Raw genomic sequence first — 24389 nt, forward strand, 5'->3', positions numbered from 1 at the left:
GCCTCTGCCGCTTGAGGGAAAGTCTCCGCAAAGGGGGCGTAAAGAAGCGATTCAGGGCCGCGTCGGACGGCATAAAGAAAGCGTAAAGAGTGGCGCGGACAGCGCCTGGGAGAGCAACCGGCCGGGGACTGCGCCACGGCCGGTGACAAGGCGAAGGATCGACGCTAGCCCTGGGCGGCGCGGATCATGTTGCGGGCGATCAGCAGTTGCTGGATCTGCGTGGTGCCCTCGTAGATGCGGAACAGCCGCACGTCGCGATAGAAGCGCTCGATCCCGTAGTCGCCGATATAGCCGGCGCCGCCGAATATCTGCACCGCGCGGTCGGCGACGCGGCCGCACATTTCCGAGGCGAACAGCTTGGCGCAGGACGCCTCGGTACCGACATCGCGGCCTTCGTCGCGCTGCCGCGCGGCGTCGATGACCATGCAGCGCGCCGCGTAGGCTTCGGCCTTGCTGTCGGCAAGCATCGCCTGGATCAACTGGAACTCGGCGATCGGCTGGCCGAACTGCTTGCGTTCCAGGGCATAGCGCAACGCATCCTCGAGCATCCGCTCGGCGACCCCCACACAGACTGCGGCGATGTGCAGGCGGCCCTTGTCGAGCACCTTCATCGCGGTCTTGAAGCCGACGCCCTCGACCCCGCCGATCAACTGACTGGCAGGCACCCGGCAGTCGTCGAAGATCACGTCACAGGTATGCGCGCCCTTCTGTCCCATCTTGCGATCCGGCTTGCCCAGGGACAGCCCGGGCGTACCGCGCTCGACGACGAAAGCGGAGATTCCGCCGGCGCCACGGATCGCCGGGTCGGTGCGCGCCATCACGGTGTAGATGCCGGCCTGCGGGGCGTTGGTGATGAAGCGCTTGGTACCGTTGAGCACGTAGTGCTCGCCGTCACGCACCGCCGTGGTCTTCAGCGAGGCGGCGTCGGAACCGGAGTCCGGTTCGGTGAGGCAGAACGAACTGAGCAGTTCGCCCGACGCCAGGCGCGGCAGGTAGCGCCGCTTCTGCTCTTCGGTGCCGTCGATGACGATGCCCTGGGAGCCGATGCCGTTGTTGGTGCCCAGCAGCGAACGGAACGCCGGCGAGGTCCGCCCCAGCTCGAAGGCGATGCTCACCTCTTCCTCCATGGTCACCCCGAGGCCGCCGTAGGCCTCCGGGATCGACAGGCCGAACAGGCCCATCTCGCGCATGCGGGCGATGATCGCCTCGGGAATGCGGTCGGTTTCCGCCACTTCCTGCTCATGAGGCACCAGGCTTTCGCGGACGAACTGGCGGATGCTGTCCAGCAGCAGGTTCAGGGTTTCCGGATCACGAATCATGCTCACTCCAATAGGCCCCTAGGCCGGTTGCCATGATTCCGTCACCGGCCTCGGTCAGCGGGTGGCGGCCTCGATGTTGTGGACCATGTGCAGCAGGCGCGGGCCGATGTCGTCCTCCAGTTTCTCGCGCTTGAGATGGAAACTCGGCCCGCCGCAATTGAACGCCAGCAGCCCATGGCTCTCATGGTGCAAGGCCACGCCCACCGCGTTGACGTCGCGTTGCCACTCGCCGAGCGACAGGCAGAAGCCGTAGTCGGCATAGTCGCGGAAGGCCCGCTCCAGCCCCTTGCGCACTTCCGGCCAGTCTTCCGGGTGGCGCTTGCGAATGTGCCCGAGGATGAATTCCCGCTCGTCCTCCGGCATCGCCGCCAGGCAGGCCCGGCCGATCGCGCTGCGGTGCAGCGAGAGGTGGCTGCCGACCTGGCGACGCATGGTCAGGTTGGCCTCGCCATGCACCACGTCGAGGTAGACCATGCTCAGCCGGTCGCGGGCCGCCATGGCCACCGCGGCCTTGGCGTAGCCGGCCATCTCTTCCATCAACGGGCGGGCGAGCGCGCGAATCGACAGGTTCGAGAGCATCGCGTAGCCGAACGACATCACCCCCACTTCCAATTGATACTTGCCGCTATGCGGCAGGTGACGCAGATAGCCCAGCCGGGTCAGGGTGTGGGTCAGACGCGACACCGTCGGCTTCGGCAGGCCGGTCTTCTTCGCCAGTTCCTGGTTGCCCAGCAGGCTTTCCCGTGGCGTGAAACAGCGCAGCAATTCCAACCCGCGGGCCAGCGCGGTGACGAACTGGCGGTCCTTGAGATCCTCGTCTTTCTCCTGCATCGGGTCGATCAGCACAGCTTCGAAGGCGGACACTTCCGCTTCCGTACTGGCACCTTCCGCCGGACTCCGGCGCTCGTCGTTGCCGCGCATAGTAGGGACCTCTTTTTCAAAAAATCAATAAAACAAAATCATATTTCGCATAGCGAAACTAATAGAAGAACCCATGCACTTGCAACAACGAAAATAAAATCCTTTTAAAACAGTAAATTGTATAAGTAGATCATCCGAGATCCGACGCGTGTATTTACAACGCCACGGCTGGCGCTGATTATTTTCGATAAATCATGAAACCATATTTCGCATAGCGAAATATCAATTCATCGGAGCTTCCATGTCCGCCGATCCTTCGCCCGTGGTCCTGCTCGAATTTCCCGCAGCCGATATAGCCCTGCTTCGCCTCAATCGTCCGCAAGCCAGGAACGCGCTGAACGACCAAGTGCGCCAGCGCCTCGCCAGCCACTTCCAGACGCTCGGCGCGGATCCGGCGATCCGCGTCATCGTGCTCACCGGCGACTCGCGCTGCTTTGCAGCTGGCGCCGATCTCCGCGATCTCTCGACGAGCACGGCGATCGGCCTGTACGGCCGCCACGGCGAGCGCTACTGGGAAGCCATCGCGCGCTGCCCGAAGCCGGTGATCGCCGCGGTCAACGGCTTCGCCCTGGGCGGCGGCTGCGAACTGGCGATGCACTGCGACCTGATCGTCGCCGGCGAGTCGGCACAGTTCGCCCAGCCGGAGATCAAGGTCGGGGTGATGCCGGGTGCCGGCGGCACCCAGCGCCTGGTGCGGGCGGTGGGCAAGTTCCAGGCGCTGCGCATGCTGTTCACCGGCTGCCTGGTGAAGGCTCCGCAAGCGCTGGCCATGGGCCTGGTCAGCGAAGTGGTGGCGGACGAGTCGACGCTGGCGCGCGCCCTGGAACTGGCCATGGAGATCGCCCGCCTGCCCCCTCTGGCGCTGGCGCAGATCAAGGAGGTGGTCCTGGCCGGTGCCGACCTGCCGCTGGACAGTGCCCTGGCCCTGGAACGCAAGGCGTTCCAGTTGCTGTTCGACTCGCAGGACCAGAAGGAAGGCATGCAGGCCTTCCTGGAGAAACGCCCGCCGAACTACCAGGGGAAATAGACGATGCCCGATATTCGTTGTATCGCCGTGGTCGGTACCGGTGCGATGGGCACCGGGATCGCCCAGATCGCCGCCCAGGCCGGCCTGACTGTGTGGCTGTTCGACAGCCGCGCCGAGGCCGCCGCCGAGGCACGCCAGCGCCTGCGGCAGACCTTCGAGAGTCTATGCGGCAAAGGCAAGCTGAGCGCCGCCGACGCCGAGGCCGCGCAAAACCGGCTGCGGGTGGCGGAACGCCTGGAACAACTCGGCGACTGCGAACTGGTGGTGGAGGCCATCGTCGAGCGCCTGGAAGCCAAGCAGGAATTGCTGCGCCGGCTGGAAGCCATAGTCGCGCCGGAGACCATCCTCGCCAGCAATACCTCGTCGTTGTCGATCACCGCCATCGCCGCCGCCTGCGAGCGGCCGCAGCGGGTCGCCGGCTTTCACTTCTTCAACCCGGTGCCGCTGATGCGCGTGGTCGAGGTGGTCGACGGCCTGGCCAGCGCTCCGGAAGTCGGCGACGCCCTGCTCGCCCTCGCCGCGCGCCTGGGCCACCGCGGTGTACGGACCAAGGACAGCCCCGGCTTCATCGTCAACCATGCCGGCCGCGCCTATGGCACCGAGGCCCTGCGCATCCTCGGCGAAGGCGTCGCCGAATGCGCCGAGATCGACCGTGTGCTGCGCGAGTGCGCCGGCTTCCGCATGGGGCCGTTCGAACTGCTCGATCTTACCGGCCTCGACGTGTCGCACCCGGTGATGGAATCGATCTACCAGCAGTACTACCAGGAACCGCGCTACCGCCCGCACCCGCTGACCCGCCAGTTGCTCGCCGCCGGCCGTCTCGGGCGCAAGAGCGGCCAGGGCTTCTATCGCTACGTCGACGGCCAGCCGCAGGACAAGCCCGGTCCGCAACCGGTGCCGCAGGCCGCCATCCGGCCCCCGGTGTGGCTGGGCTGCGAAAACGAGGACGACCGCCGCACGCTCGCCGAACTGCTGCATCGCCTCGGCGTCGAGCCGGAAACCGGCGAACGCCCTTCCGCCGCAGCACTCTGCCTGCTGGCCGCCTGGGGCGAGGACCTGAGCAGCGCCGTGCAGCGCTTCGCCTGTCCCGCCGAGCGCAGCGTCGGCATCGACCTGCTCTGCGACCTCGAGCGCCGGCGCTGCCTGATGCTCTCGCCGCTGACTACCCCGGCCATGCGCGACGCCGCCCACGCGCTACTGGCTGGCGACGGCGCCGGGGTCACGATGCTGCGCGACAGTCCCGGCTTCGTCGTCCAGCGGGTACTGGCGATGATCGTCAACCTCGCCTGCGACATCGCCCAGCAGGGCATTGCCAGCGTCGAGGATATCGACCAGGCGGTGCACCTCGGCCTCGGCTATCCTCACGGCCCGCTGGAATGGGGCGACCGCCTCGGCCCGCGGCGCCTGCTGAGCATTCTCCAGCGCTTGCAGACGCTTACCGGTGACCCGCGCTACCGGCCCAGTCCCTGGCTGCGCCGACGAGCGCAACTGGGCATGTCCCTGCGCGCCGGCGAAACCGCCGCCGTAGGCTGACGCACTGGCGACCTGGCGGCGCAGCGCCATGCGTCTCGCCGCCAGGCCAACGCTTTTTCCCCGAGCGACGCTTTCCGGGCTTGCAGCTGCCGAGGTATCCTGCGCGCAAATTCATCCGATGATTGGATGTTTCTTCCGTGACCATTCCCCTCAAGCGCTCCCTGGTGGACATCGCCCTGGAGCAGATCCGCCAGCGCATCGACGCCGGCCATTGGCCGCTCGGCCAGCGCCTGCCGCCGGAGCCGGAACTCGCCGAGCTGCTCGGCATGAGCCGCAACACCGTGCGCGAAGCGGTGCGGGTGCTGACCTTCTCCGGCGTGCTGGAAGTCCGCCAGGGCGACGGCACCTACGTGCGCGCCTGCGCCGATCCGCTGGAAACCATGCTGGTGCTGGCGCGCAGCGCGGTGCAGCACTCCCTGGAGGCACGCGGGATGATCGAGATCGAGGCGGCGCGCCTGGCAGCCGTTCGCCGCGACGACAGCGACCTGAGCGCATTGCGCGAGCATCTCGACGCTTCGCGCCAGCGCTACGGCAGCGACGACCTGCAGGACTACATCGAGCACGACGTCCGCTTCCACCAACGGATGGTCGATGCCGCCCACAATCCGGTGCTCAGCGAACTCTACCGCTACTTCTCGCAGGTCATCCGGACCTCGCTGGAACGCACCATGGCCGACCCACAAAGGGCCCAGCCCTGCTTCGAGCTGCACCAGCAACTGCTCGACGCCATAGAACGCGGAGACCCGGACGCTGCCGCCGCGGCCAACCGCGCACTGCTGATCTGAACCCGGGACAGACCCATGACTCACGCCTTGAATGCCCGGCCGGGAGCGCACCCCGGCCATCCTCCGGAAGAACTGCTGATCGATGCCGAAGTCGACGACGAACCAGCCCCGCCGGCGCCGCCGCTACGCCCCTGGCTGCTCCTGCTGGGCCTGGTGCTGGTGGCGCTGAACCTGCGCCCGGCGCTGTCCAGCCTCGCCCCCCTGCTCAACCAGGTACGCGACGATACCGGCCTCTCGGCCGCCGCCGCCGGCCTGCTGACCACCGCGCCGGTACTCTGCCTGGGGTTGTTCGCGCCGCTCGCGCCGCGCCTGGCCCGGCGTATCGGCGCCGAACGCAGCGTGCTGCTGATCCTCTTCTGCCTGGCCGGCGGCATCGTCCTGCGCAGCCTGTTCCCGGTGTTCGGCCTGTTCGCCGGCAGCGTCCTGGCCGGCGCCAGCATCGGCATCATCGGCGTGCTCCTGCCGGGCATCGTCAAACGCGACTTCCCGCGCCAGGCCGGGGTGATGACCGGGGTCTACACCATGGCCCTGTGCCTGGGCGCAGCGCTCGCCGCCGGCGCCACCGCGCCGCTGGAGAAGCTCTTCGGCAACTGGGAACTGGCGCTGGCGTTCTGGTCGCTGCCGGCGATCCTCGCCGCCGCCTTCTGGCTGCCGCAGACCCGCCAGGGCCAGCACGCCCATCGCCAGGCCTTCCGTGTCGTCGGCCTGTGGCGCGACCCGCTGGCCTGGCAGGTCACGCTGTACATGGGCCTGCAATCGTCCCTGGCCTACATCGTCTTCGGTTGGCTGCCGTCGATCCTGATCGACCGCGGCATGACTGCGGTGGAAGCCGGCCTGGTGCTGTCCGGCTCGGTGATGCTGCAACTGATCACCGCCCTGCTCGCGCCCTGGCTCGCCGCTCGCGCCAGGGACCAGCGCCTGGCGGTGGTGCTGGTGATGGCTACCACCCTCGCCGGCCTGCTCGGCTTCCTCTATGCGCCGCTGCAGACCATCTGGGGCTGGGCGGTCCTGCTCGGCCTCGGCCAGGGCGGTACCTTCAGCATCGCCCTGGCGCTGATCGTCCTGCGCTCGCGCGACGCCCACGTCGCCTCGCATCTGTCGGGCATGGCCCAGGGCGTCGGCTACACCCTGGCGGCCATGGGGCCGTTCATGGTCGGCGTGGTCCACGACCTGACCGGCGGCTGGAACGCGGTCGGCTATATCTTCATCGGCGTCGCCATCGCCGCCACCCTGTTCGGCCTCGGCGCCGGGCGCAGCCAGTACGTGGGGGCCCGCAGCGAACACCTGTAGCCCGCAGACGCAAAAAGCCCCGCATCGCGGGGCTTTTTCTCCTTCGTCACTCAGGCATCCGGGCCGCGCCCTTCCGCGGGCGGCGTCCGCGGCGTGCTGGCGATCCAGTCGCTGAGCAGGTTGTAGGCCACTGCCAGCAGGATCGGGCCGAGGAACAGGCCCATGAAGCCGAACGCCAGCAGGCCGCCGAATACCCCGAGCAGCACCACCACCAGCGGCAGGTTGCCGCCACGGCTGATCAGGTAGGGTTTGAGGATGTTGTCCACCCCGCTGATGATGAAGAAGCCCCACAGGCCGAGGAACACCCCGTGGCCATAGTCGCCCTTGAAGAACAGCCAGGCGGTGGCCGGACCCCAGACCAGCGGCGGGACCATCAGTAGGCTGCAGGCGAAGGTCAGCAGGCCGAGCAGCATGGCTCCCGGTACGCCGGCGATCATGAAGCCGATCCAGGCCAGCAGGGCTTGCGCCGCGGCGGTACCGATCACCCCGTTGACCACCCGCTGTACGGTGCCGGCGACAAGGTCGCGATAGTGCTCCGCGCGGTTGCCGATCAGGCGCTCCAGGGCACGGTGGACGATGGACTCCAGGCGCGGCCCGTCGCGGTAGAAGAAGAAGATCAGGATCAGGCTGAGGACCAGTTCCAGGATCCCTCCGCCGATCTTCGCGCTGCGCGCCAGCAGCCAGTTGCCGACCTCGCCGACATAGGGCTTGAGCACGTAGAAGAACGCCACGCCCTGTTGGTCGATGGAGTCCCACCAGCCGATCAGGCGGTCGCCGATCAGCGGTACGCCGGCCATCCACGAAGGCGGCGGCGGCAGGCCCTCGACCTGGAGATTCTTCAGCAGCTCCATCAGCGAGCGAACGTTGTCCGCCAGGCCGAAGCCGAGCCAGATCAGCGGCAATGCCACCAGGACGATCCAGCCCAGGGTCAGCAGGCCCGCCGCCAGCGACTCGCGGCCACCGAGCAGGCGCGTGAGCATGCGCATCAGCGGCCAACTGGCGAAAGCCAGCACCGCGGCCCAGAACAGCGCCGACCAGAATGGCGCCAGCACCCAGAGACTGGCACCGAGCAGACCGAACAGCAGCACGCGAAGCAACAGCCGATCGTTATCGAACATCAAGGCAGGCCTTCCTCAAAGGGGGATACACCGATAGACAGCGCTCGGCGTGCGCCGTTTCCAGCCGGAGCGTGGGGCGCGGGGGAAAGGCAGTCTACTCTGGCGGGCGGCCTTGCCGAAGGCATTTTCGCCATCGCCCGGGCCCGCAGGCCCGGGCGAACGCGTTCAACGCAGCCAGTTGAGGTGCAGGCCCTCGACCTCCGACTGGCCCAGCTCCATGCGGCTGTTCAGCACGCCCTGCCCGCGCAGGGCGTCGCGCCACTCCTGGGCGTGCTTGCCGGACAGCTCGACCCGCACCCCGGTATCCAGGCGCAGGGTCCGCACCAGCAGCTCCAGCCAGGAGCCGGCCGGCTCCGCCGGCACATGGCTGAGGGTCAGTTCGCCGTTGGCCTTGAGCAGGCGCAGCAGGGTCGCCGGGCTCGGCAGCAGTTCCGCCAGCGGCGCATCGGCCTTGAGTTCCTCGGCCTGCAGGTAGGCGCGGCGATTGCCACGGGTGATCGAGTAGACCGCCACCAGGCTGTTCTCCTGCGGCGCCGCCAGGCGCACCAGCAGGTAGGCCTGCTGCTCGTCCGGGCCGTACAGCTTGGCATTGCCGAACACGGCGTTGGCCAGCAGGCTGCTGGAGCCGCAGTCGCGTCGCTCGCACCAGAACAACGGCGTGGCGTCGGCCTTGAGCAGCGCGGTGCGCGCCGCGGCGAACGCCTCCTGGCTGCTGTGCTCGGGCGGCAAGCGGTAGGTCAGTGCGGTCAGCTCGCCTTCGGCGCGCACCTCGCCCTCCATGCGCAGGCGACCGCTGATGCGGCTGATCGCCCCTAGCGGGTAGATCCGTTCCTCACTCGGCGCCTGACGGAAGTCGACGATCTCGGCGCGCGGGAAGCGCGGCAGGATGTCCAGGTCATGGCTGCCGGGAAGGTCGGCGGCCAGCGCCGAAAAGCTGAAAACGCCCAGGGATAGCAACAGGAACCCTCGCATACCGGCCCTCAACGGGTCAGCATCGACTGGGCGGTACGGATGGCGTCGTCGCCCTCCTTCTCCCGCCGCGGCACCAGCAGTCCGCGCTGCACCGCGGGACGCGCCTCGATGGCGGCGATCCAGCGCTGCAGGTTGTCCAGCCCGTCGACGGCGACACCGGACCAGTCGTGGATGCGCACCCAGGGATAGGTGGCGATATCGGCAATGCTGTAGTCGCCGGCGAGGTACTCGGCCTCGCCCAGGCGACCGTCGAGAACTTCGTAGAGGCGCCGGGTCTCATGCTGGTAGCGGTCGATGGCGCCCTGCAACTTCTCCGGGAAATAACGGAAGAACACGTTGGCCTGCCCCTGCATCGGGCCGACCCCGCCCATCTGGAACATCAGCCACTGGATCACCCGCGAGCGGCCCTTGACGTCGGCGGGCATCAGTTGCCCGGTCTTCTCGGCGAGGTAGATGAGGATCGCGCCCGACTCGAAGACGGCGAAGTCGTCGTTGTCGCGGTCGACGATGGCCGGGATGCGGCCGTTGGGATTGATCCTGAGGAATTCCGGAGCCTTCTGCTCCTTCTTGTCGAACGACAGCGCGTGCACCCTGTAGGGCAGGCCCATTTCCTCGAGGGCGATGGAAACCTTGTGGCCGTTCGGCGTGGCGGCGGTGTAGAGATCGATCATGCGGTGACTCTCCGTAACGATCCGTCCAGCCTTACGGCTGGACCCGGAATAGTCAAGGAAACAACGGCAAGCCGGTGTTTCAGCGCGCGAAGAAGGCCGCGAAGACCCTGGCCACCGCCTGCGCCCCGGCCTCATCGTCCAGATGCAGGTGATGCCCGCCCGGCAGGTGGTGCCGCTCGAACGGCAGGGTCTCCAGCAGCGCCCGCATGCGCGGCTCCACCGCCAGCATGCCCTGTTCGGCCAGCACCAGGCTGACCGGGCATTCCACGCTGCGCACGAAGTTCAGCGCGTGGGCCTGGGTCAGGCGCAGCGGCGACGGTAGGGTCAGGCGCGCGTCGGTGCGCCAGGTATAGCCACCGGGCACCGGTTCCAGGCCGCGCTGGGCGAGCAGTTCGGCGGCCTCCCGGGAGATCTCGCCGACCCCGCGCATCCGCGCTTCCACGGCTTTTTCCAGCTCGGCATAGACCGGCTTGCGCTTGTGGCGTAGCGCCAGTTGCGCCTTCAGCGCTTCGCCGAGCTTCTGCGGCGCCTTGTCGGCTTCGCCAGTGTAAGGAATCAGGCCATCGATCAACGCCAGCCGCTCGATGCGCTCGGGCAAGGCCCCGGCGAGCAGCACCGAGACGATGGCGCCCATCGAGTGCCCCAACAGGGAAAAACGCTCCCAGCCCAGTTGCTCGGCCACCATCAGCACGTCCAGCGCGTAGTCCCAGAGCAGGTAGCTGGCGCCCTCGGCACGATGCGCGGAATGCCCGTGGCCGGCGAAGTCGAGGGCGACGATACGCAGCCCGGCGAGCTTCGGCGCCAGGCGCGAGAAGCTCATGGCGTTGTCCAGCCAGCCATGCAGGGCGATCACCGGCTTGCCGTCCGGCGGACCGAACAGATGCGCGGCCAGTTCGATGTGCGGCAGGCTGATGCGTACTTCCTCGACCTGCAGGCTCATGCCGAACGCTCCTCGGTCGCCCGCGACCAGCGATCGAACACGCCTTTCAGCAGTTCGGCGGTTTCCCGCGGGCGCTCCAGCGGGAACATGTGGCCGCCGGGCAGCGACATGAACTCGCCGCGCGGCATCGCCCGGATCAGCCGGGTGTGGTGCGGCAACACCACCTTGCTGTGCCGCCCGCGCACCATCGCCAGCGGCACCTGCAACTGTCGTGGACGCCCCGGACTGCTGTGCGGCACGCTACGGTAGATGCTGATCTCGGTGGCCGGATCGAAGCGCAGGCGCAGGCCGGAACCGCCGCCGCTGTCGGCCAGCCCGTGGCGTACGTAGGCCTCCAGGCAATCGGGGTCGAAGCGGCGGAACAGCGCCTTGCCGGAGAAGTACGCCCGCGCCTCTTCCAGGTCGGGGAACGCCTCGCGACGCCCCAGGGTGCGCCCGGCCGGAGTGATCCGGTCGATGAAGCCGAAGCGCTTGGCGGCACGGATCACCAGGCGGTCGGCGAGGGTCAGCACCGGCGAATCGAGCATCACCACGCCGCGGTAGAGTTCCGGCCGGCGCAGCGCCGCGTGGTAGTGCAGCACGCCGCCGAGGGAATGGCCGACGCCCCAGACCGGCTGTTCCAGGCTGGCGAGGTGGTGCAGCAGTTCGTCCACCAGGTTGTCCCAGTTGTCGTTCACCGGGAAACGCGGGTCGTGCCCGTGCATTTCCAGGTGATCCACCCGGTACTCCGGCGCCAACGCCTCGAACAGCTTGGCGTAGGTAGCCGACGGGAAGCCGTTGGCGTGGGCGAAGAAAACCGATTGCGACATGCGCGACGTCTCGACAGGGCTGATGCCAGGGATTCTCCGGCAGCCTCGCCGAGGCGGCAATGGCTTTGCCGGCTGCCTTGCACGGCGAAGCGGCCAAAACCTCAGGCAGAGCGGACGAGATGCTCGAGGATCGCCGCCGCCACCAGCAGGAACACCACCCCGCAGGCCGCGTCCAGCCAGGGCACCGCGCGCAACAGGCGTGCCTGCAGGGCCGGGCGGGTAAGGGTCAGGCTGAGCAGGCCGAACCAGCAGGCGCCCATGCCGAACAGCAGCGCCGCCACCGCCAGTTTGCCGCCGAGCGACATCTGCGCGGGAATCAGGCTGCCGAGCAAGGCGATGAAGAACACCAGCGCCTTGGGATTGAACAGATTGGTCGCCACTCCGCGCAGCCAGGGCCCCAGGGGCGACGGCGGCAGTGCCCCGTCGAGCCGGCCCGGCTGGCCGTCGCCGCGCCGCAGCCAGGCGCGCAGCGCGCCGACGCCGAGCCAGGCCAGGTACAGCGCGCCGAGCGCCTGCAGGATGGCGAACAGCACAGGCGTACGGCTGAGCAGCAGCGACACGCCGGTCAGCACCAGGGTGGTATGCAGGAGAATCCCGCAGGCCAGCCCCAGCGCGCTGGCCAGGCCGGCCCGCCGCCCCTGGTGCAGGGTCGTGCGCACCACCAGGGCGACATCGGGACCGGGGCTGACCAGGGCTATGGCGAACACCGCCGCCAGGGTCAGCAAGACAGACAATTCCTGCATGGCTACTCCACGAAAAAGGGATCGGAAAGGAAAACGCGAATCAGCGCTGGCGCAGGCGCGCCGGCGGTAACCCATAGGTGCGCCGGAACAGACGGCTGAAGTGCGCCTGGTCGTAGAAACCGAACTGCTGGGCCACCTGGCTCAATGGCTGCTCGCCGCGCAGAACCAGCGGCAAGGCGCGCTCCAGGCGCAGTTGGGTCAGCCACTGGTGGGGCGGCAGGCCGCAGTGACGGCGGAAGCGCCGCAGCACCTGCCAGGGGCTCAGGCCGCAGAAGGCGGCCAGTTCCTCCAGGTTCGGCGGGTACTCCAGGCGCGACTCCAGCCAGTCGCGCAGCCGCGTCCAGTCGCGCTGGCCGAAGCCTTCCCGGTCGCCCTCCTCCAGGCGCAGGCTGCTGCCCAGGCTGAGCAGGCAGGCCAGCGCCTGCCAGAGGTGCTCTTCCAGGGCCAGACGGTTCTCCAGCGCCGCCGCTCCGCCGAGCATGCCCAGGTGCAACTGACGCAGGCGCTGCTGCAGACGCTCGTCGCGGACCAGGCTACTGGTCAGACGCGGCGCCCCCCGACGGCCGTCGCTGAAGTCACGGCTGGCGCGCTCCAGCCAGTCGGCATCGAGCGCCAGGACGCGGATACGGTAGCCCTCCTCGCCGGCGCTGCTGCCGTCGTGGATGCTTTCCGGCGCCATCAGCAACGCGTCGCCGGCCCCGGCCAGGCGCCGTTCGCCGCCGGCGGCATAGCGATGCCGGCCCTGCAACAGCAAGCCGATGTGGTACTCCAGGTGGAAGTGCCGGGGAAAGGAAAAGCGGTTGTGCTCGGCGTCTATCAGGCGTACGCCGGGAATCCCGCTGCTGAGATGGGTGATCTGTTCCATCCCGCTACTCTACCGCCCGCGGGACGGAACGATCTTGGACAAAATTGCGGACCGCGCTCAGCCCGCCCTGCCCGCCAATGGCACCACCGCCATGGTCAGGCGGGCGATGCAGCTCGGCTTGCCGTCGTCGCCACTGAGGCGGATGTCCCAGACATGGGTGGTGCGCCCCAGGTGGATCGCCCTGGCCACCGCGGTGACCCGGCCGCTGCGCAGGCCACGCAGGTGGTTGGCGTTCACTTCCAGGCCGACGCAGTAGTACTGGCTGGTATCGACGCACAGGTAGCTGGCCATCGAGCCCAGGCTTTCCGCGAGGACCACCGAGGCGCCGCCATGCAGCAGGCCGAACGGCTGGTGGGTACGCGAGTCGACCGGCATGCTGGCGGTCAGCGACTCGTCGTCGAAGGCTTCGAAGCGGATGCCAAGCAGGTCGCCGATGCTGTTCTTCTGCGAGGCGTTCAGTTGCTCCAGGTCGGGCGTTTGTCGCCAGAGGCTCATGGGAATTCCTTGCGCAAGGGGGAAGCCAAGGGCTTCCCGTCGGTGGGAGTCATTCGTGCCAGAGCACGGCCTCGCGGCGTTCCACCCATTCGTGGAAGCGCGAGCCATAGGCACCTTCCACCATATTGCGCTTGATCTTCAAGGTCGGCGTGAGGAAACCGTTGTCCACCGCCCAGGTTTCCTGCACCAGGACCAGGCCGACCAGGCGCTCGTGCTTGTCGAGCGCACCGTTGACCTGTTCCAGGTGCGCCCGCAGGCTGCTTTCCAGCGCCCCGCGGGTACCGTTGAGGGCCTCCCGGCGACCGACCTCGGAGAGCACGCAGAGCCCCAGCGGCGCGCTGAGGCCCTCGCCGACCACGCAGACCTGCTCGATGCGATCGTGCACCGCCAGGCGGTTCTCGATCGGCGCCGGCGCCACGTACTTGCCCTTGCTGGTCTTGAAGATTTCCTTCATCCGCCCGGTCAGGCGCAGGTTGCCTTCGGCGTCCTGCTCGCCCTTGTCGCCGGTGCGCAGGAAACCATCGGCGGTGAGCACCTCTGCGGTCTTCTCCGGCTCCTTGTAGTAGCCGACCATGGTCGCGCCGCTACGCACCTGCACCTCGCCCTCGTCGCTGATGCGTACCTCGACGCCGGGGCTGTTCTGGCCGATCCAGCCGGTCTTCTGCCTGCCGGGCCGGCAGACGTGGGAGTAACCGCTGTTCTCGGTCATCCCGTAGACCTCGAGCACATCCAGGCCCAGGCGGCGATACCAGAGCAGCAGCGCCTCGGGTACCGGCGCCGCGCCGCAGAGCGCGTAGCGCACCGCGTCCAGGCCTAGCCCGGCGAGCACCTTGCGACCGACGATGCGGCCGAGGATCGGCAGCTTCAGCAGGCGGTCGAGCTTCTGCGCCGGCATCTTCGAATACACCCCCATCTGGAACTTGGTCCAGATGCGCGGCACGCCGAACAGCAGGGTCGGCCGCGCACGCTTCATGTCCTCGACGAAGGTGTCCAGGCTTTCGGCGAAGAACACCGTGGTTCCCCCGTAGAGCGACCCCATCTCGACGAACATCCGCTCCGCCACGTGGCACAGCGGCAGGTAGGAGAGCATCCGGTCGTCTTCGCGGGTGCCGAACAGTTCCACGCCGCGGCTGGCGGCGAAGGCGAAACTGCTGAAGTTGTGCATCACCCCCTTGGGCACCCCGGTGGTTCCGGAGGTGTAGATCAGGGTGGCGAGTTGCTCGGCAGCGGTCGGCGTGTCGCCTTCGAGCGGCGCGCAGGCCTGTAGGTCGCTCCACTGGCGGTCGAAACGCCCTTCCGGGTGCAACGGCATGGCCACGGTCGGTATGCCCTCGGGGACTCCGGGCGCCATCGCCGGCCAGTCGTCGAGCTTGCCGACGAAGACCACCGCCGACTCGGAATGCTCCAGCACCTGGCGCGCCGACTCGGCGGTGAGATTGGGATAGAGGGGGACGGAAACGTGCCCGGCCATCCAGATCGCCAGGTCAATGACGATCCAGTGCGCACAGTTCTTCGAGATGATCGCGATACGGCTGCCGGCGGGGAGATCCAGGCTGCGCAACCAGGCGGCTGCACGCCGCGCCTGGTCGCCCACCTCGCCCCAGCTCAGCTCCTCGACCCGGCCGCCACCGATGGGCTGCACCAGGTAACGCCGTTGCGGATGACGCTTTTCGCGCTCGAAGAAGACTTCGAGCGGCAGACGATTTGCAGTGACCACGTACCGCCTCCGTTGTTGTTGTTCTGGGAGATCGACCAAGCACTTGCTTGGTCGAATATTCCATCACAGCCAACCGCAGGCAAGCCGGGAAATGTTTCGGTTTGTAGTCGTTGTGCCAGGCGCTTCCTAGCCGTGCCGCGGGTGATGCAGCGAGACCAGGGTCATCAGCCCGGCGGCGGCGAAGTCGCCTTCCAGCTCGGCCAGCGAGGCAGTGCTCATCGGCAACGGATCGCGCCGGTTGCCATGCACCAGCAGACCGCCCAGCGCCCCGACCAGGGGCTGGTGGCTGACCAGCAGGAGATTGCGCTCGCTGCGCTCGTCGAGGAAACCGAGCACCTCGCGCGGATCGTCGTCGGGGGTCAACCAGGGCGCGGTGCCGACCGGCTCGACCAGGCCCAGTGCCTCGCGCACCAGCTCGGCGGTCTGCTGGGCGCGCACGTAGGGGCTGGCGAGAATCCCGTCCAGCGGCAACCCGGCCAGCCGCGCGGCGCTCTGCAGCACCTCCTTGCGGCCATGGGCGGTCAGGCGCCGCTCGGAATCCCGGCTGGCGTGCGGTTCGGCCTCGCCGTGGCGCAACAGCCAGAGTTTCACAACTTCGGCTCTTCGTCGCGCGCCGGGTGCGCGGCGGGCGGCACGCTGTGGGCGGCCTCGCCCTCGGCGGCACGGGCGCTCGGCCAGTCGGCGAACGGCCAGGGTTTCTCGTCGCTGTGGAAGGTACCGAAACGGCCGATCTGCGCCAGGTACTGGCTGAGGCTGTCGCCGAAAGCCATCAGGCTGCCGTTCGGTGCGCCGTAGATCAGTCGGTAGACCAGTTGGATCACCACCACCGCCCCGAGGAGCAGTTCGGCGACCTGCCAGACCAGGACGAACAGCAGCATCCAGAGGATGCGGATGGCGATCGATTCGCGTGCTTGCGGGTCTGCGGACATGGCGGTCTCCTCGTCAGAAGCCGGTGGTGGGAATGAAATCGACGTCGGTCTTCGGCTCGCCGCGCATCAGCAGCTGGATGACCTGCGCCAGGGTGCGGCCTTCGAAGAGGATCGCATGGAGACCGGCGACCAGCGGCATGTACACCTGCATCTCGTCGGACTTTTCCTTGAGTACCTTGAGAGTGTTCACACCCTCCGCGGTCTCGCCCATGCGCGATACCGCCTCCTCCAGGCTGAGCCCCTCGCCGAGGGCGTGGCCGACCTGGTAGTTGCGGCTCTTCGGCGAGGAACAGGTGACGATCAGGTCGCCGACGCCGGCGAGGCCGAGAAAGGTCATCGGGTTGGCACCGAGCTTGACGGCGAACCGGGTCATTTCCGCCAGCGCGCGGGTAATCAGCATGCTGCGGGTGTTCTCGCCCATATCCATCGCCGCGGCCAGGCCGGCCATGATCGCGTAGACGTTCTTCAGCGCACCGCCGAGTTCCACTCCGAAGCGGTCGCGGCTGGCGTAGACGCGGAAGGTGCGGCCGTGCAGGGCCGCCTGGACGCGGGCGCACAGCTCGTCGTCCTCGCTGGCGACCACCGTGGCGGTCAGCTCGTGCTCTGCGATCTCGCGCGCCAGGTTCGGGCCGGAAATCACCCCGATGCGGGCTTGCGGGGCGATTTCCTCGAGGATCTCACTCATCAGCTTGAAGGTGTGCGCCTCGATGCCCTTGGTCAGGCTCACCAGCAGCTTGTCCGTCAATGCCGCCTGGTGTGGTTGCAGCACCTTGCGCAGGGCGCTGGAGGGCAATGCGACGAAGATCAGTTGGCAATCGGCCAGGGTGCGCTCCAGGTCGGTGACCGGCTCGACCCCGGGATGCACCTTGACCCCTTTCAGGTAGCGCGGGTTCTCGCGTCGGCTGCGGATCGCCTCGGCCTGCTCCGGGTCGCGCATCCACTGGCGGACCGCCTGGCCGTTCTCGGCCAGCAGGTTGGCGATAGCGGTGCCGAAACTGCCGCCGCCGAGCACGGCAATCGGTTGCTGCTCTGTCATGATTCATCCATTTCTGGCCGCCACGCGGCAATCACGCCATTATACGGTCGGCCAGCCGGCCGACCAGTCTTGACGCCGGCGCTGGCAAAAGCCCGCGCCTCGTTTACCATGCCCGGGCCAGACAATACCTATCGAGAACAAGGTCGTTCCGTGCCCATCGCTTCACGTGCTCCCGCCTCCCTGACCCTGCTGGCCCTGCTGTTCGGCGGCAAGCTCGCGGCCGCCGACCTGTTCAACGATCCCAGCGGCGTTCCCGAAGTATTGACCGCGACACGCCTGAAACAATCCCCGGCGGAAGTTCCCGGCAGCATCAGCGTGCTCGACCGCGAGCTGATCGTCGCCAGCGGCGCCCGCGACATTCCCGAACTGATGCGCCTGGTCCCGGGCATGATGGTCGGCTACCTGTCCGGCAACCAGCCCACGGTCAACTACCACGGCACCAGCATGTCGGGGGCGCGGCGCCTGCAGGTGCTGATCGACGGCCGCTCGGTGTACCGCCCGGGCCTTGCCAGCGTCGACTGGAGCGACCTGCCGCTGGCCCTCGAGGATGTCGAGCGGATCGAAGTGTTCCGTGGGCCGAATACCGTCAGCTACGGCGCCAACGCATTGATGGGGGTGATCAACATCATCACCCGCGCCCCCGGCGAGTCGCCCGGCACGCGCCTGAAGTACACGGCGGGCCAGCGCGGCATCCGCGACTGGTACGCCAGCCAGAGCATCGCCCTGGAAGACAGCGACTTCCGCCTGTCGCTGTCCGGCCAGGAAGACGACGGCTTCGACCGCGACCACGACGGTCACGCCCTGCGCGACGGCCGCCGGCTCAGCCGCTTCAACCTCAACGCCAGCCACAGCCTGGCGCCGAACCAGAGCCTGGAGTGGCAACTGGCGGCCAAGGAAGGCTCGAACCAGCACCCCTACGCCTACCGCTCGCCGTTTCCCCAGGTTCCCGACGACATCGACAACTCCGATACGCTCGCCCACGACTATGCCGGTTCGCTGCGCTGGAACGTCGACCTCGACCCACGCCACAGCTTCTATATACAAGGCTACGCACAGCACTGGGAGCGCCGGCAGGAATGGAACGCCTGCGAGGCGGCCATTGCCTTCAGCCCGCAACTGGCGCAGCTCTGGGAACTGAACCCGGACTACCTGCGCAGGTTCGCCGACGATCCGACCCGGCTGCCGCCCGGCAGCGCCCAGGAGTTGCAACTGGCGACCCAGGTCCTCGACCAGCTACGCAATGGCGGACTGCGTCCGGTCTGCGGACGGGTCGACCGCAACATCCGGGAAAGCCGCTACGACCTGGAGATGCAGGACACCCTCAGCCTGGGCGACAACCTGCGCCTGCTGAACGGCCTGAGCTACCGCTACGACCAGGCAAACTCCGAGACCTTCTACGGCGGCAGGGTCAGCAGCCAGATCTGGCGGCTGTTCAGCCAATTGGAGTGGCATGCCGGCGAACACTGGCTGCTGCAGGGCGGGGGGATGCTCGAAGACGTCGAGGGCTCCGGCAGTTCGTTCAGCCCGCGGCTGGCGGTGAACTACCTGTTCAACCCCCAGCACAGCCTGCGCGCGGTCTATTCGGAGGCAGTGCGGTCACCGGGCATGTACGAAAACGACGTCGACTGGCGCTACCGGGTCCGCCACCTGACACCGACGCCCTATGGGCAGAGCGAAGCCTACTACTTCGCCAGCGCCCACGGCCCCGGCGACCTGGGCAAGGAACACACCCGTTCGCGCGAGATCGGCTACAACGGTTTTTTCCGCGAGACCGGACTGGCCGTGGATGTACGCCTGTTCCACGAGGAAATCACCGGACTGATCAGCGATCCGCTCAGCGTCGTCGACTTCAGTCCGGACAACGGCGATCGCATCCGCTTCTCCGGCGCGGAAGGCCAGCTCGACTGGCGCCTGGGCCTACGCGACCGCCTGCGCGCCACCTACGCCTATCTCGACTACGACGCCACCAGTCGCTACGACCGGCGCCTGACCGCCCGCCACGGCGGCTCGGCCGGCTGGATGCACGACTGGGGCCAAGGCTGGTCCAGCGCCCTCTTCTATTATGGCGACGACTCGCTCAATGGACATCGTTTCGAACGCGTCGACCTGCGCCTGGCCAAGCGCATTCCCCTGGGCAAGGCCGCCCTGGAACTGGCCGGCGTGCTCCAGCAGCGTCTCGACGACGAACCGCTGACGTTTCCCGACAACCGCTACGACAGCCGCCACCTGCTCTACTTCAGCGCCGAGGTGACGTTCTAGATGCGTCGCTTGCGCCCCGCCCGCCGGGCTTTCCAGGCGCTGCTCGCGCTCGTCTTCTGCTGTCTCCCGCATGTCGGCGAGGCCGCGCAACTGGTCCTGGTCAGCGCCAACCAGGGGGCCGCGGTGAACGCCTTTCGCGATGCCCTGGCGCAGCGACGGCCGCAGGACCAGGTGGAACTGCGCACGCCCGCGGCCCTGGCGGAGGGGATGGTCTTCGCCGACGACACCCGCCTGCTCCTGCTCGGCCCCGAGGCCCTGGCCTGGCGCCTGCGCCAGCACCGGGCGCCGCCGACCCTGGCGCTGCTGCTCAACCGGGTCGATGGCCAGCGCCTGCTGCCAGGCGCCAACGGACATGGCGGACACGGCGTCGGAGGTCTCTGCGTACTCTGGAGCGACCCGCCGGCGTCCCGCCAGCTCCGCCTGGCGCGCCTGATCCTGCCGGGCATCCAGCGCATCGGCGTGCTCTACGGCAAGGACAGCGAATTCCTCCTCGACGAGCTTCGCCGCGAGGCCCGCAGCCAGGGGCTCCAGCTGTTCGTCGCCAGCAGCAGCGGCAACGACGACCCGCGCCCGCTGCAGTTCCTGCTCGGCAATAGTGACCTGCTGCTCGGCATCGACGACAAACAGCTGTACAACTCGCAGAGCATCAAGAGCCTGCTGCTCGGCAGCTACGCCAAGAACCGCGCGCTGCTCGGCCCCACCGCAGCCTTCGTCAAGGCCGGCAGCCTGGCGAGCAGCTACAGCGACCAGGAGGATTGGCTGGACACCCTCGACGAATTGCTCGGCCAGGCGCCCAGGCACTGGCCCCTCAGCCTCTATCCAGGGCATTTCAAGGTGCTCGGCAATCGGCAGGTAGCCCGTTCCCTGGGTATCGACCTGGCCAGCGACGCCGACCTCGGCCGGCGCCTCGCCGAAGGAGAAGAACCATGAGCCAGCGCCACGGCTGGGACATCCGTACCCGCATGCTGGCGATCAGCCTGGGCCCGGCGCTGCTGCTGACCCTGTTGCTCACCGCCTACTTCACCTACTCGCGCCTGCAGGACCTGCGCCAGGAACTGACCCATACCGGCCAGTTGATCGCCGACCAGCTGGCGCCGGCCGCCGAATACGGCGTGATCGCCGGCAACACGCCCGTGCTGCAGAAGCTGCTGCAGGCCACCCTCGACACCCCGCATGTGCGCTTCATCGAGGTACGCGACCGCAACGACAATATCCTGGTGTACGTCGAACAGTTGCCCGGCGCGTTGCAGAACGCCGCGCCGATCGACATCTTCCACTCCACCATCCAGCGCCAGCGTATCGCCCTGGCCAGCGACCCGCTGCTGGATGGCGCCAGCGAAGGCGACGGCCAGTCCGGCGAGGACTACCTCGGCCGGGTGGTGGTCGGCATGTCCAACGACGCCTTCAGCCAGCGGCAACAGGAAATCCTCCTGAAGGCCGCCCTGCTGGCCGCCTTCGCCCTGATCCTCACCTTCCTCGTCGCGCGCCGCCTGGCGCAGCGCCTGTCGGCGCCGATCAGCACCATGGGCCAGGCGGTCGAGGCGATCCAGAGCGGCGACTACAAGACCAGCCTGCCGATCCTCGACGACGGCGAGATCGGCGACCTGGCCCGTCACATCAACAATCTCGCCAGCGGGCTGGACCGCGCGAGCCGGGAACAGGAACAGGCGATCAGCCAATTGATCAGCGCCCGCGAGGAAGCGGAGCAGGCGAACCGGGCGAAGTCCGACTTCCTGGCGATGATGAGCCACGAGCTTCGCACCCCGATGAATGGCGTGCTGGGCATGCTGCAACTGCTGGAAACCACCGAGCAGACCCGCGAACAGGCCGAGTACACGGCGCTGGCCACCGAGTCCACCGAACACCTGCTGAAGGTCATCAACGACATTCTCGATTTCTCAAGGATCGAACGCGGCGCGCTGGAACTGGAGTGCATTCCCTTCAACCTGCTGGAACTGGTGCAAGGCTCCGCCCTGGTGTTCCAGCACAGCGCCCAGCAACGCGGACTGGCGCTGGAATTGCAGATCCAGGCCGGCCTGGAGAATATCGAGGTCTGCGGCGATCCGACGCGGATCCGACAGATCCTGGTGAATCTGCTGGGTAATGCGCTGAAGTTCACCGAGGAAGGCGCCATCCATCTCAGCCTGGAGTGGCAGGCTCTCGATCACGACGTACTGTGGCTGACCTGCGCGGTGCACGACAGCGGCATCGGCATCTCGCCGGAACGCCTGGAACATATGTTCGACGCCTTCCAGCAGGCGGATTCGTCGATTTCCCGACGCTACGGCGGCACCGGGCTCGGCCTGGCGATCGCCAGGACCCTGGCGGAACGGATGGGCGGCACCCTGCAGGCAGAGAGCAAGGAAGGCTCGGGATCGACCTTCACCCTGGAGATTCCGCTGCCCTTCCAGCAGTCGCCGGCGCACCGGCAGCAGGCCGCCGGCGACGCCGCCCCGGTCGCCGCCGGTCAGGAAATCCTCCTGGTCGAGGACAATCCGGTGAACCAGACAGTCATAGAAGCCATGTTGCGCAGCCTCGGCTATCGCGTCACCCTGGTCGCCGACGGTATCCAGGCGGTACGCAGCGCCGAGCGCCAGCGCTACGACGCGATCCTGATGGACTGCCGCCTGCCGGTGCTCGACGGCTACTCGGCGACACGGGAAATCAGGGCCCAGGAGAACGGCCGGCAGGTACCGATCATCGCCCTGACCGCCAACGCCCTGCAGGGCGATCGGGAGAACTGCCTGCAGGCGGGAATGAACGATTACCTGGCCAAGCCATTCAAACGGGCGGAATTGCAACGCATACTGCAACGCTGGATCGGCTCGCAGCCGGAACTCCCCGTGACATCGAACGAAACCGGACGAGGGGAGCCGGAATGATCTACGACAAGGGCGGCAAGCGGACGCGGGAATAAAGTGAACATCTGTTCGCCGGACACTGTGACTTTCACCGCAACGCAACAGTCTATGACTAGGCTGCCGCTGCGACGCCGATACAATAACCCGGCGCGACGGCCGCTGGACGAACCGCCACAACCCTGCAGTTCAGGGATTTTTGAGGAGCTCGCATGACCAAACAACACGCCTTCACCCGAGAAGACCTGCTGCGCTGCAGTCGCGGCGAGCTGTTCGGCCCGGGTAACGCGCAACTTCCCGCCCCCAACATGCTGATGATCGATCGCATCGTTCACATCAGCGATGTCGGCGGCAAGTATGGCAAGGGCGAGCTGGTCGCCGAGCTGGATATCAACCCGGACCTGTGGTTCTTCGCCTGTCACTTCGAAGGCGATCCGGTCATGCCCGGTTGCCTGGGCCTGGATGCCATGTGGCAGCTGGTCGGTTTCTACCTCGGCTGGCAGGGCAACCCCGGCCGCGGCCGCGCCCTGGGTTCGGGCGAAGTGAAGTTCTTCGGTCAGGTTCTGCCGACAGCGAAGAAGGTCACGTATAACATTCATATCAAGCGCACGATCAATCGTTCGCTGGTCCTGGCCATCGCCGACGGCACCGTCAGCGTCGATGGCCGCGAAATCTACAGTGCCGAAGGCCTCCGCGTCGGCCTGTTCACCTCCACTGACAGCTTCTAAGGGTTATCCGCATGCGTCGCGTCGTTATCACCGGTCTGGGCATCGTTTCCTGCCTCGGCAATGACAAAGACACCGTTTCCGCCAACCTCCGTGCGGGTCGGCCCGGCATTCGCTTCAATCCGTCCTACGCCGAGATGGGCCTGCGCAGCCACGTTTCCGGTTCGGTCGACCTGAACCTCGAAGAGCTGATCGATCGCAAGGTCTTCCGCTTCATGGGCGATGCCGCCGCCTACGCCTACCTGGCGATGGAGCAGGCGATCAAGGACTCCGGCCTGACTCCGGAACAGATTTCCAACCCCCGCACCGGCCTGATCGCCGGCTCCGGCGGCGCTTCCACCCTGAACCAGATGGAAGCCATCGACACCCTGCGCGAGAAAGGCGTCAAGCGCATCGGCCCATACCGCGTGACCCGCACCATGGGCAGCACCGTATCGGCCTGCCTGGCCACACCGTTCCAGATCAAGGGCGTCAACTACTCGATCTCCTCCGCCTGCGCCACCAGCGCCCATTGCATCGGCCAAGCCATGGAACAGATCCAGTTGGGCAAGCAGGACGTGGTCTTCGCCGGCGGCGGCGAAGAGGAACACTGGAGCCAGAGCTGCCTGTTCGACGCCATGGGCGCCCTCTCCACCCAGTACAACGACACTCCGGAAAAGGCCTCCCGCGCCTACGACGCCAAGCGTGACGGCTTCGTCATCGCCGGCGGCGGCGGCATGGTGGTGGTCGAGGAGCTGGAGCATGCGCTCAAGCGCGGCGCCAAGATCTACGCCGAGATCGTCGGCTACGGCGCCACCTCCGACGGCTACGACATGGTCGCCCCGAGCGGCGAAGGCGCGATCCGCTGCATGCAGCAGGCGCTGGCCACCGTCGACGCGCCGATCGACTACCTGAACACCCACGGCACCTCCACCCCGGTCGGCGACGTCGCCGAGATCCGAGGCGTGCGCGAAGTGTTCGGTGACAAGGCGCCGGCCATCAGCTCGACGAAGAGCCTGTCCGGCCACTCGCTGGGCGCCGCCGGCGTGCACGAGGCGATCTATTGCCTGCTGATGATGGAGGGCGGCTTCATCGCCGGCTCCGCCAACATCGACGAACTCGACCCGGAAGTGGCCGACCTGCCGATTCTCCGCGAGACCCGCGAGAACGCCAAGCTCGATACCGTCATGAGCAACAGCTTCGGCTTCGGCGGCACCAACGCCACCCTGGTCCTCAAGCGCTGGCAGGGTTGATTCCCTCCATCGCCGCATGAAGCGCCCTCCGGGGCGCTTTTTTGTACCCAGCGTTTCTTTACCCGGACTGCATGAACGGGCTAAACCTCCCGCCCTGCCTGCCGATAGTACTGGTCAGCCCCGTCCCTCTTCCTGCCCCCTGGAA

Annotated in this window: 23 protein-coding genes; 9 read left to right on the forward strand and 14 right to left on the reverse strand. The window is 67.4% G+C overall.

Annotated elements, in window-relative coordinates; genetic code table 11:
* Window positions 1–164 precede the first annotated feature (164 nt).
* Together ACYAF3_RS28725 and ACYAF3_RS28730 are read right to left on the reverse strand one after the other, a co-directional pair.
* Window positions 165–1319: an acyl-CoA dehydrogenase family protein gene (locus ACYAF3_RS28725; RefSeq protein ID WP_003097850.1), complete on the reverse strand. Its 1155-nt coding sequence runs from the start codon at window positions 1317–1319 to the stop codon at window positions 165–167.
* Between the two features lie 54 nt (window positions 1320–1373).
* Window positions 1374–2240 (reverse strand): IclR family transcriptional regulator, encoded by an 867-nt coding sequence (locus tag ACYAF3_RS28730; RefSeq protein WP_009876205.1) that lies wholly within the window; start codon window positions 2238–2240, stop codon window positions 1374–1376.
* A gap of 241 nt (window positions 2241–2481) precedes the next feature.
* On the opposite strand from ACYAF3_RS28730, the gene ACYAF3_RS28735 reads away from it, so the two are divergent.
* From ACYAF3_RS28735 to ACYAF3_RS28750, 4 genes are all read left to right on the forward strand, one after another.
* Window positions 2482–3267 (forward strand): enoyl-CoA hydratase, encoded by a 786-nt coding sequence (locus ACYAF3_RS28735; RefSeq protein WP_009876204.1) that lies wholly within the window; start codon window positions 2482–2484, stop codon window positions 3265–3267.
* A 3-nt stretch (window positions 3268–3270) separates the two neighbouring features.
* Window positions 3271–4800, forward strand: coding sequence for a 3-hydroxyacyl-CoA dehydrogenase (locus ACYAF3_RS28740; protein WP_116349935.1), 1530 nt, complete (start codon window positions 3271–3273; stop codon window positions 4798–4800).
* A 137-nt stretch (window positions 4801–4937) separates the two neighbouring features.
* The gene (locus ACYAF3_RS28745) at window positions 4938–5585 is read left to right on the forward strand and encodes a FadR/GntR family transcriptional regulator (protein ID WP_003122888.1); all 648 of its coding nucleotides are present in this window, start codon (window positions 4938–4940) and stop codon (window positions 5583–5585) included.
* A 15-nt stretch (window positions 5586–5600) separates the two neighbouring features.
* Entirely contained in the window at window positions 5601–6875 is a 1275-nt protein-coding gene (locus ACYAF3_RS28750) for a CynX/NimT family MFS transporter (protein ID WP_003122889.1), read from the forward strand.
* Window positions 6876–6925: 50 nt separating this feature from the next.
* Here the strand turns inward: ACYAF3_RS28750 and ACYAF3_RS28755 are convergent, their stop codons facing one another.
* The 12 genes from ACYAF3_RS28755 to ACYAF3_RS28810 form a co-directional block, all read right to left on the reverse strand.
* A complete protein-coding gene (locus ACYAF3_RS28755; RefSeq protein ID WP_003097861.1) occupies window positions 6926–7993 on the reverse strand; it encodes an AI-2E family transporter in 1068 nt (355 codons plus the stop codon).
* A 165-nt stretch (window positions 7994–8158) separates the two neighbouring features.
* Window positions 8159–8965, reverse strand: a complete 807-nt coding sequence (locus ACYAF3_RS28760; protein WP_003097863.1) for a DUF4892 domain-containing protein — start codon at window positions 8963–8965, stop codon at window positions 8159–8161.
* 8 nt (window positions 8966–8973) lie between these two features.
* Window positions 8974–9636: a glutathione S-transferase family protein gene (locus ACYAF3_RS28765; protein WP_003087500.1), complete on the reverse strand. Its 663-nt coding sequence runs from the start codon at window positions 9634–9636 to the stop codon at window positions 8974–8976.
* Between the two features lie 79 nt (window positions 9637–9715).
* Window positions 9716–10576 (reverse strand): alpha/beta fold hydrolase, encoded by an 861-nt coding sequence (locus tag ACYAF3_RS28770; protein ID WP_003097867.1) that lies wholly within the window; start codon window positions 10574–10576, stop codon window positions 9716–9718.
* Complete coding sequence (locus ACYAF3_RS28775) at window positions 10573–11385, reverse strand: alpha/beta fold hydrolase (RefSeq protein WP_003097869.1); 813 nt, start codon at window positions 11383–11385, stop codon at window positions 10573–10575. The genes ACYAF3_RS28770 and ACYAF3_RS28775 overlap by 4 nt, the downstream gene beginning before the upstream one ends.
* 101 nt (window positions 11386–11486) lie before the next feature.
* On the reverse strand, window positions 11487–12128 hold the full coding sequence (locus ACYAF3_RS28780) for a LysE family translocator (RefSeq protein WP_012614311.1): 642 nt from the start codon (window positions 12126–12128) through the stop codon (window positions 11487–11489).
* 40 nt (window positions 12129–12168) lie between these two features.
* Window positions 12169–12993, reverse strand: a complete 825-nt coding sequence (locus ACYAF3_RS28785; protein ID WP_003097872.1) for an AraC family transcriptional regulator — start codon at window positions 12991–12993, stop codon at window positions 12169–12171.
* Window positions 12994–13050: 57 nt separating this feature from the next.
* Complete coding sequence (locus ACYAF3_RS28790; RefSeq protein WP_003087490.1) at window positions 13051–13488, reverse strand: hotdog fold thioesterase; 438 nt, start codon at window positions 13486–13488, stop codon at window positions 13051–13053.
* Between the two features lie 49 nt (window positions 13489–13537).
* Window positions 13538–15205 carry an AMP-binding protein gene (locus ACYAF3_RS28795; RefSeq protein ID WP_003122891.1) on the reverse strand — a complete coding sequence of 556 codons (1668 nt, stop codon included), beginning with the start codon at window positions 15203–15205 and terminating at the stop codon, window positions 13538–13540.
* Window positions 15206–15331: 126 nt separating this feature from the next.
* On the reverse strand, window positions 15332–15796 hold the full coding sequence (sixA, locus tag ACYAF3_RS28800; protein WP_003117751.1) for a phosphohistidine phosphatase SixA: 465 nt from the start codon (window positions 15794–15796) through the stop codon (window positions 15332–15334).
* The gene (locus tag ACYAF3_RS28805) at window positions 15793–16134 is read right to left on the reverse strand and encodes a DUF4389 domain-containing protein (protein ID WP_003097882.1); all 342 of its coding nucleotides are present in this window, start codon (window positions 16132–16134) and stop codon (window positions 15793–15795) included. Before ACYAF3_RS28805 ends, sixA begins: the two co-directional genes overlap by 4 nt.
* A 13-nt stretch (window positions 16135–16147) precedes the next feature.
* Window positions 16148–17170 carry an NAD(P)H-dependent glycerol-3-phosphate dehydrogenase gene (locus ACYAF3_RS28810; protein ID WP_003097883.1) on the reverse strand — a complete coding sequence of 341 codons (1023 nt, stop codon included), beginning with the start codon at window positions 17168–17170 and terminating at the stop codon, window positions 16148–16150.
* A gap of 150 nt (window positions 17171–17320) precedes the next feature.
* On the opposite strand from ACYAF3_RS28810, the gene ACYAF3_RS28815 reads away from it, so the two are divergent.
* The 5 genes from ACYAF3_RS28815 (at window position 17321) to fabB (ending at window position 24244) form a co-directional block, all read left to right on the forward strand.
* Window positions 17321–19429: a TonB-dependent receptor plug domain-containing protein gene (locus ACYAF3_RS28815; protein ID WP_016851772.1), complete on the forward strand. Its 2109-nt coding sequence runs from the start codon at window positions 17321–17323 to the stop codon at window positions 19427–19429.
* A 171-nt stretch (window positions 19430–19600) separates the two neighbouring features.
* Window positions 19601–20359 carry an ABC transporter substrate-binding protein gene (locus ACYAF3_RS28820; protein ID WP_003120435.1) on the forward strand — a complete coding sequence of 253 codons (759 nt, stop codon included), beginning with the start codon at window positions 19601–19603 and terminating at the stop codon, window positions 20357–20359.
* Window positions 20356–22311, forward strand: a complete 1956-nt coding sequence (locus ACYAF3_RS28825) for an ATP-binding protein (RefSeq protein ID WP_003097889.1) — start codon at window positions 20356–20358, stop codon at window positions 22309–22311. Before ACYAF3_RS28820 ends, ACYAF3_RS28825 begins: the two co-directional genes overlap by 4 nt.
* 188 nt (window positions 22312–22499) lie before the next feature.
* Window positions 22500–23015, forward strand: a complete 516-nt coding sequence (gene fabA / locus ACYAF3_RS28830) for a 3-hydroxyacyl-[acyl-carrier-protein] dehydratase FabA (protein WP_003087475.1) — start codon at window positions 22500–22502, stop codon at window positions 23013–23015.
* An 11-nt stretch (window positions 23016–23026) separates the two neighbouring features.
* On the forward strand, window positions 23027–24244 hold the full coding sequence (gene fabB / locus ACYAF3_RS28835) for a beta-ketoacyl-ACP synthase I (RefSeq protein ID WP_003097892.1): 1218 nt from the start codon (window positions 23027–23029) through the stop codon (window positions 24242–24244).
* Window positions 24245–24389: the final 145 nt, after the last annotated feature.

The sequence above is a fragment of the Pseudomonas sp. TZ252 genome, from assembly GCF_056110345.1.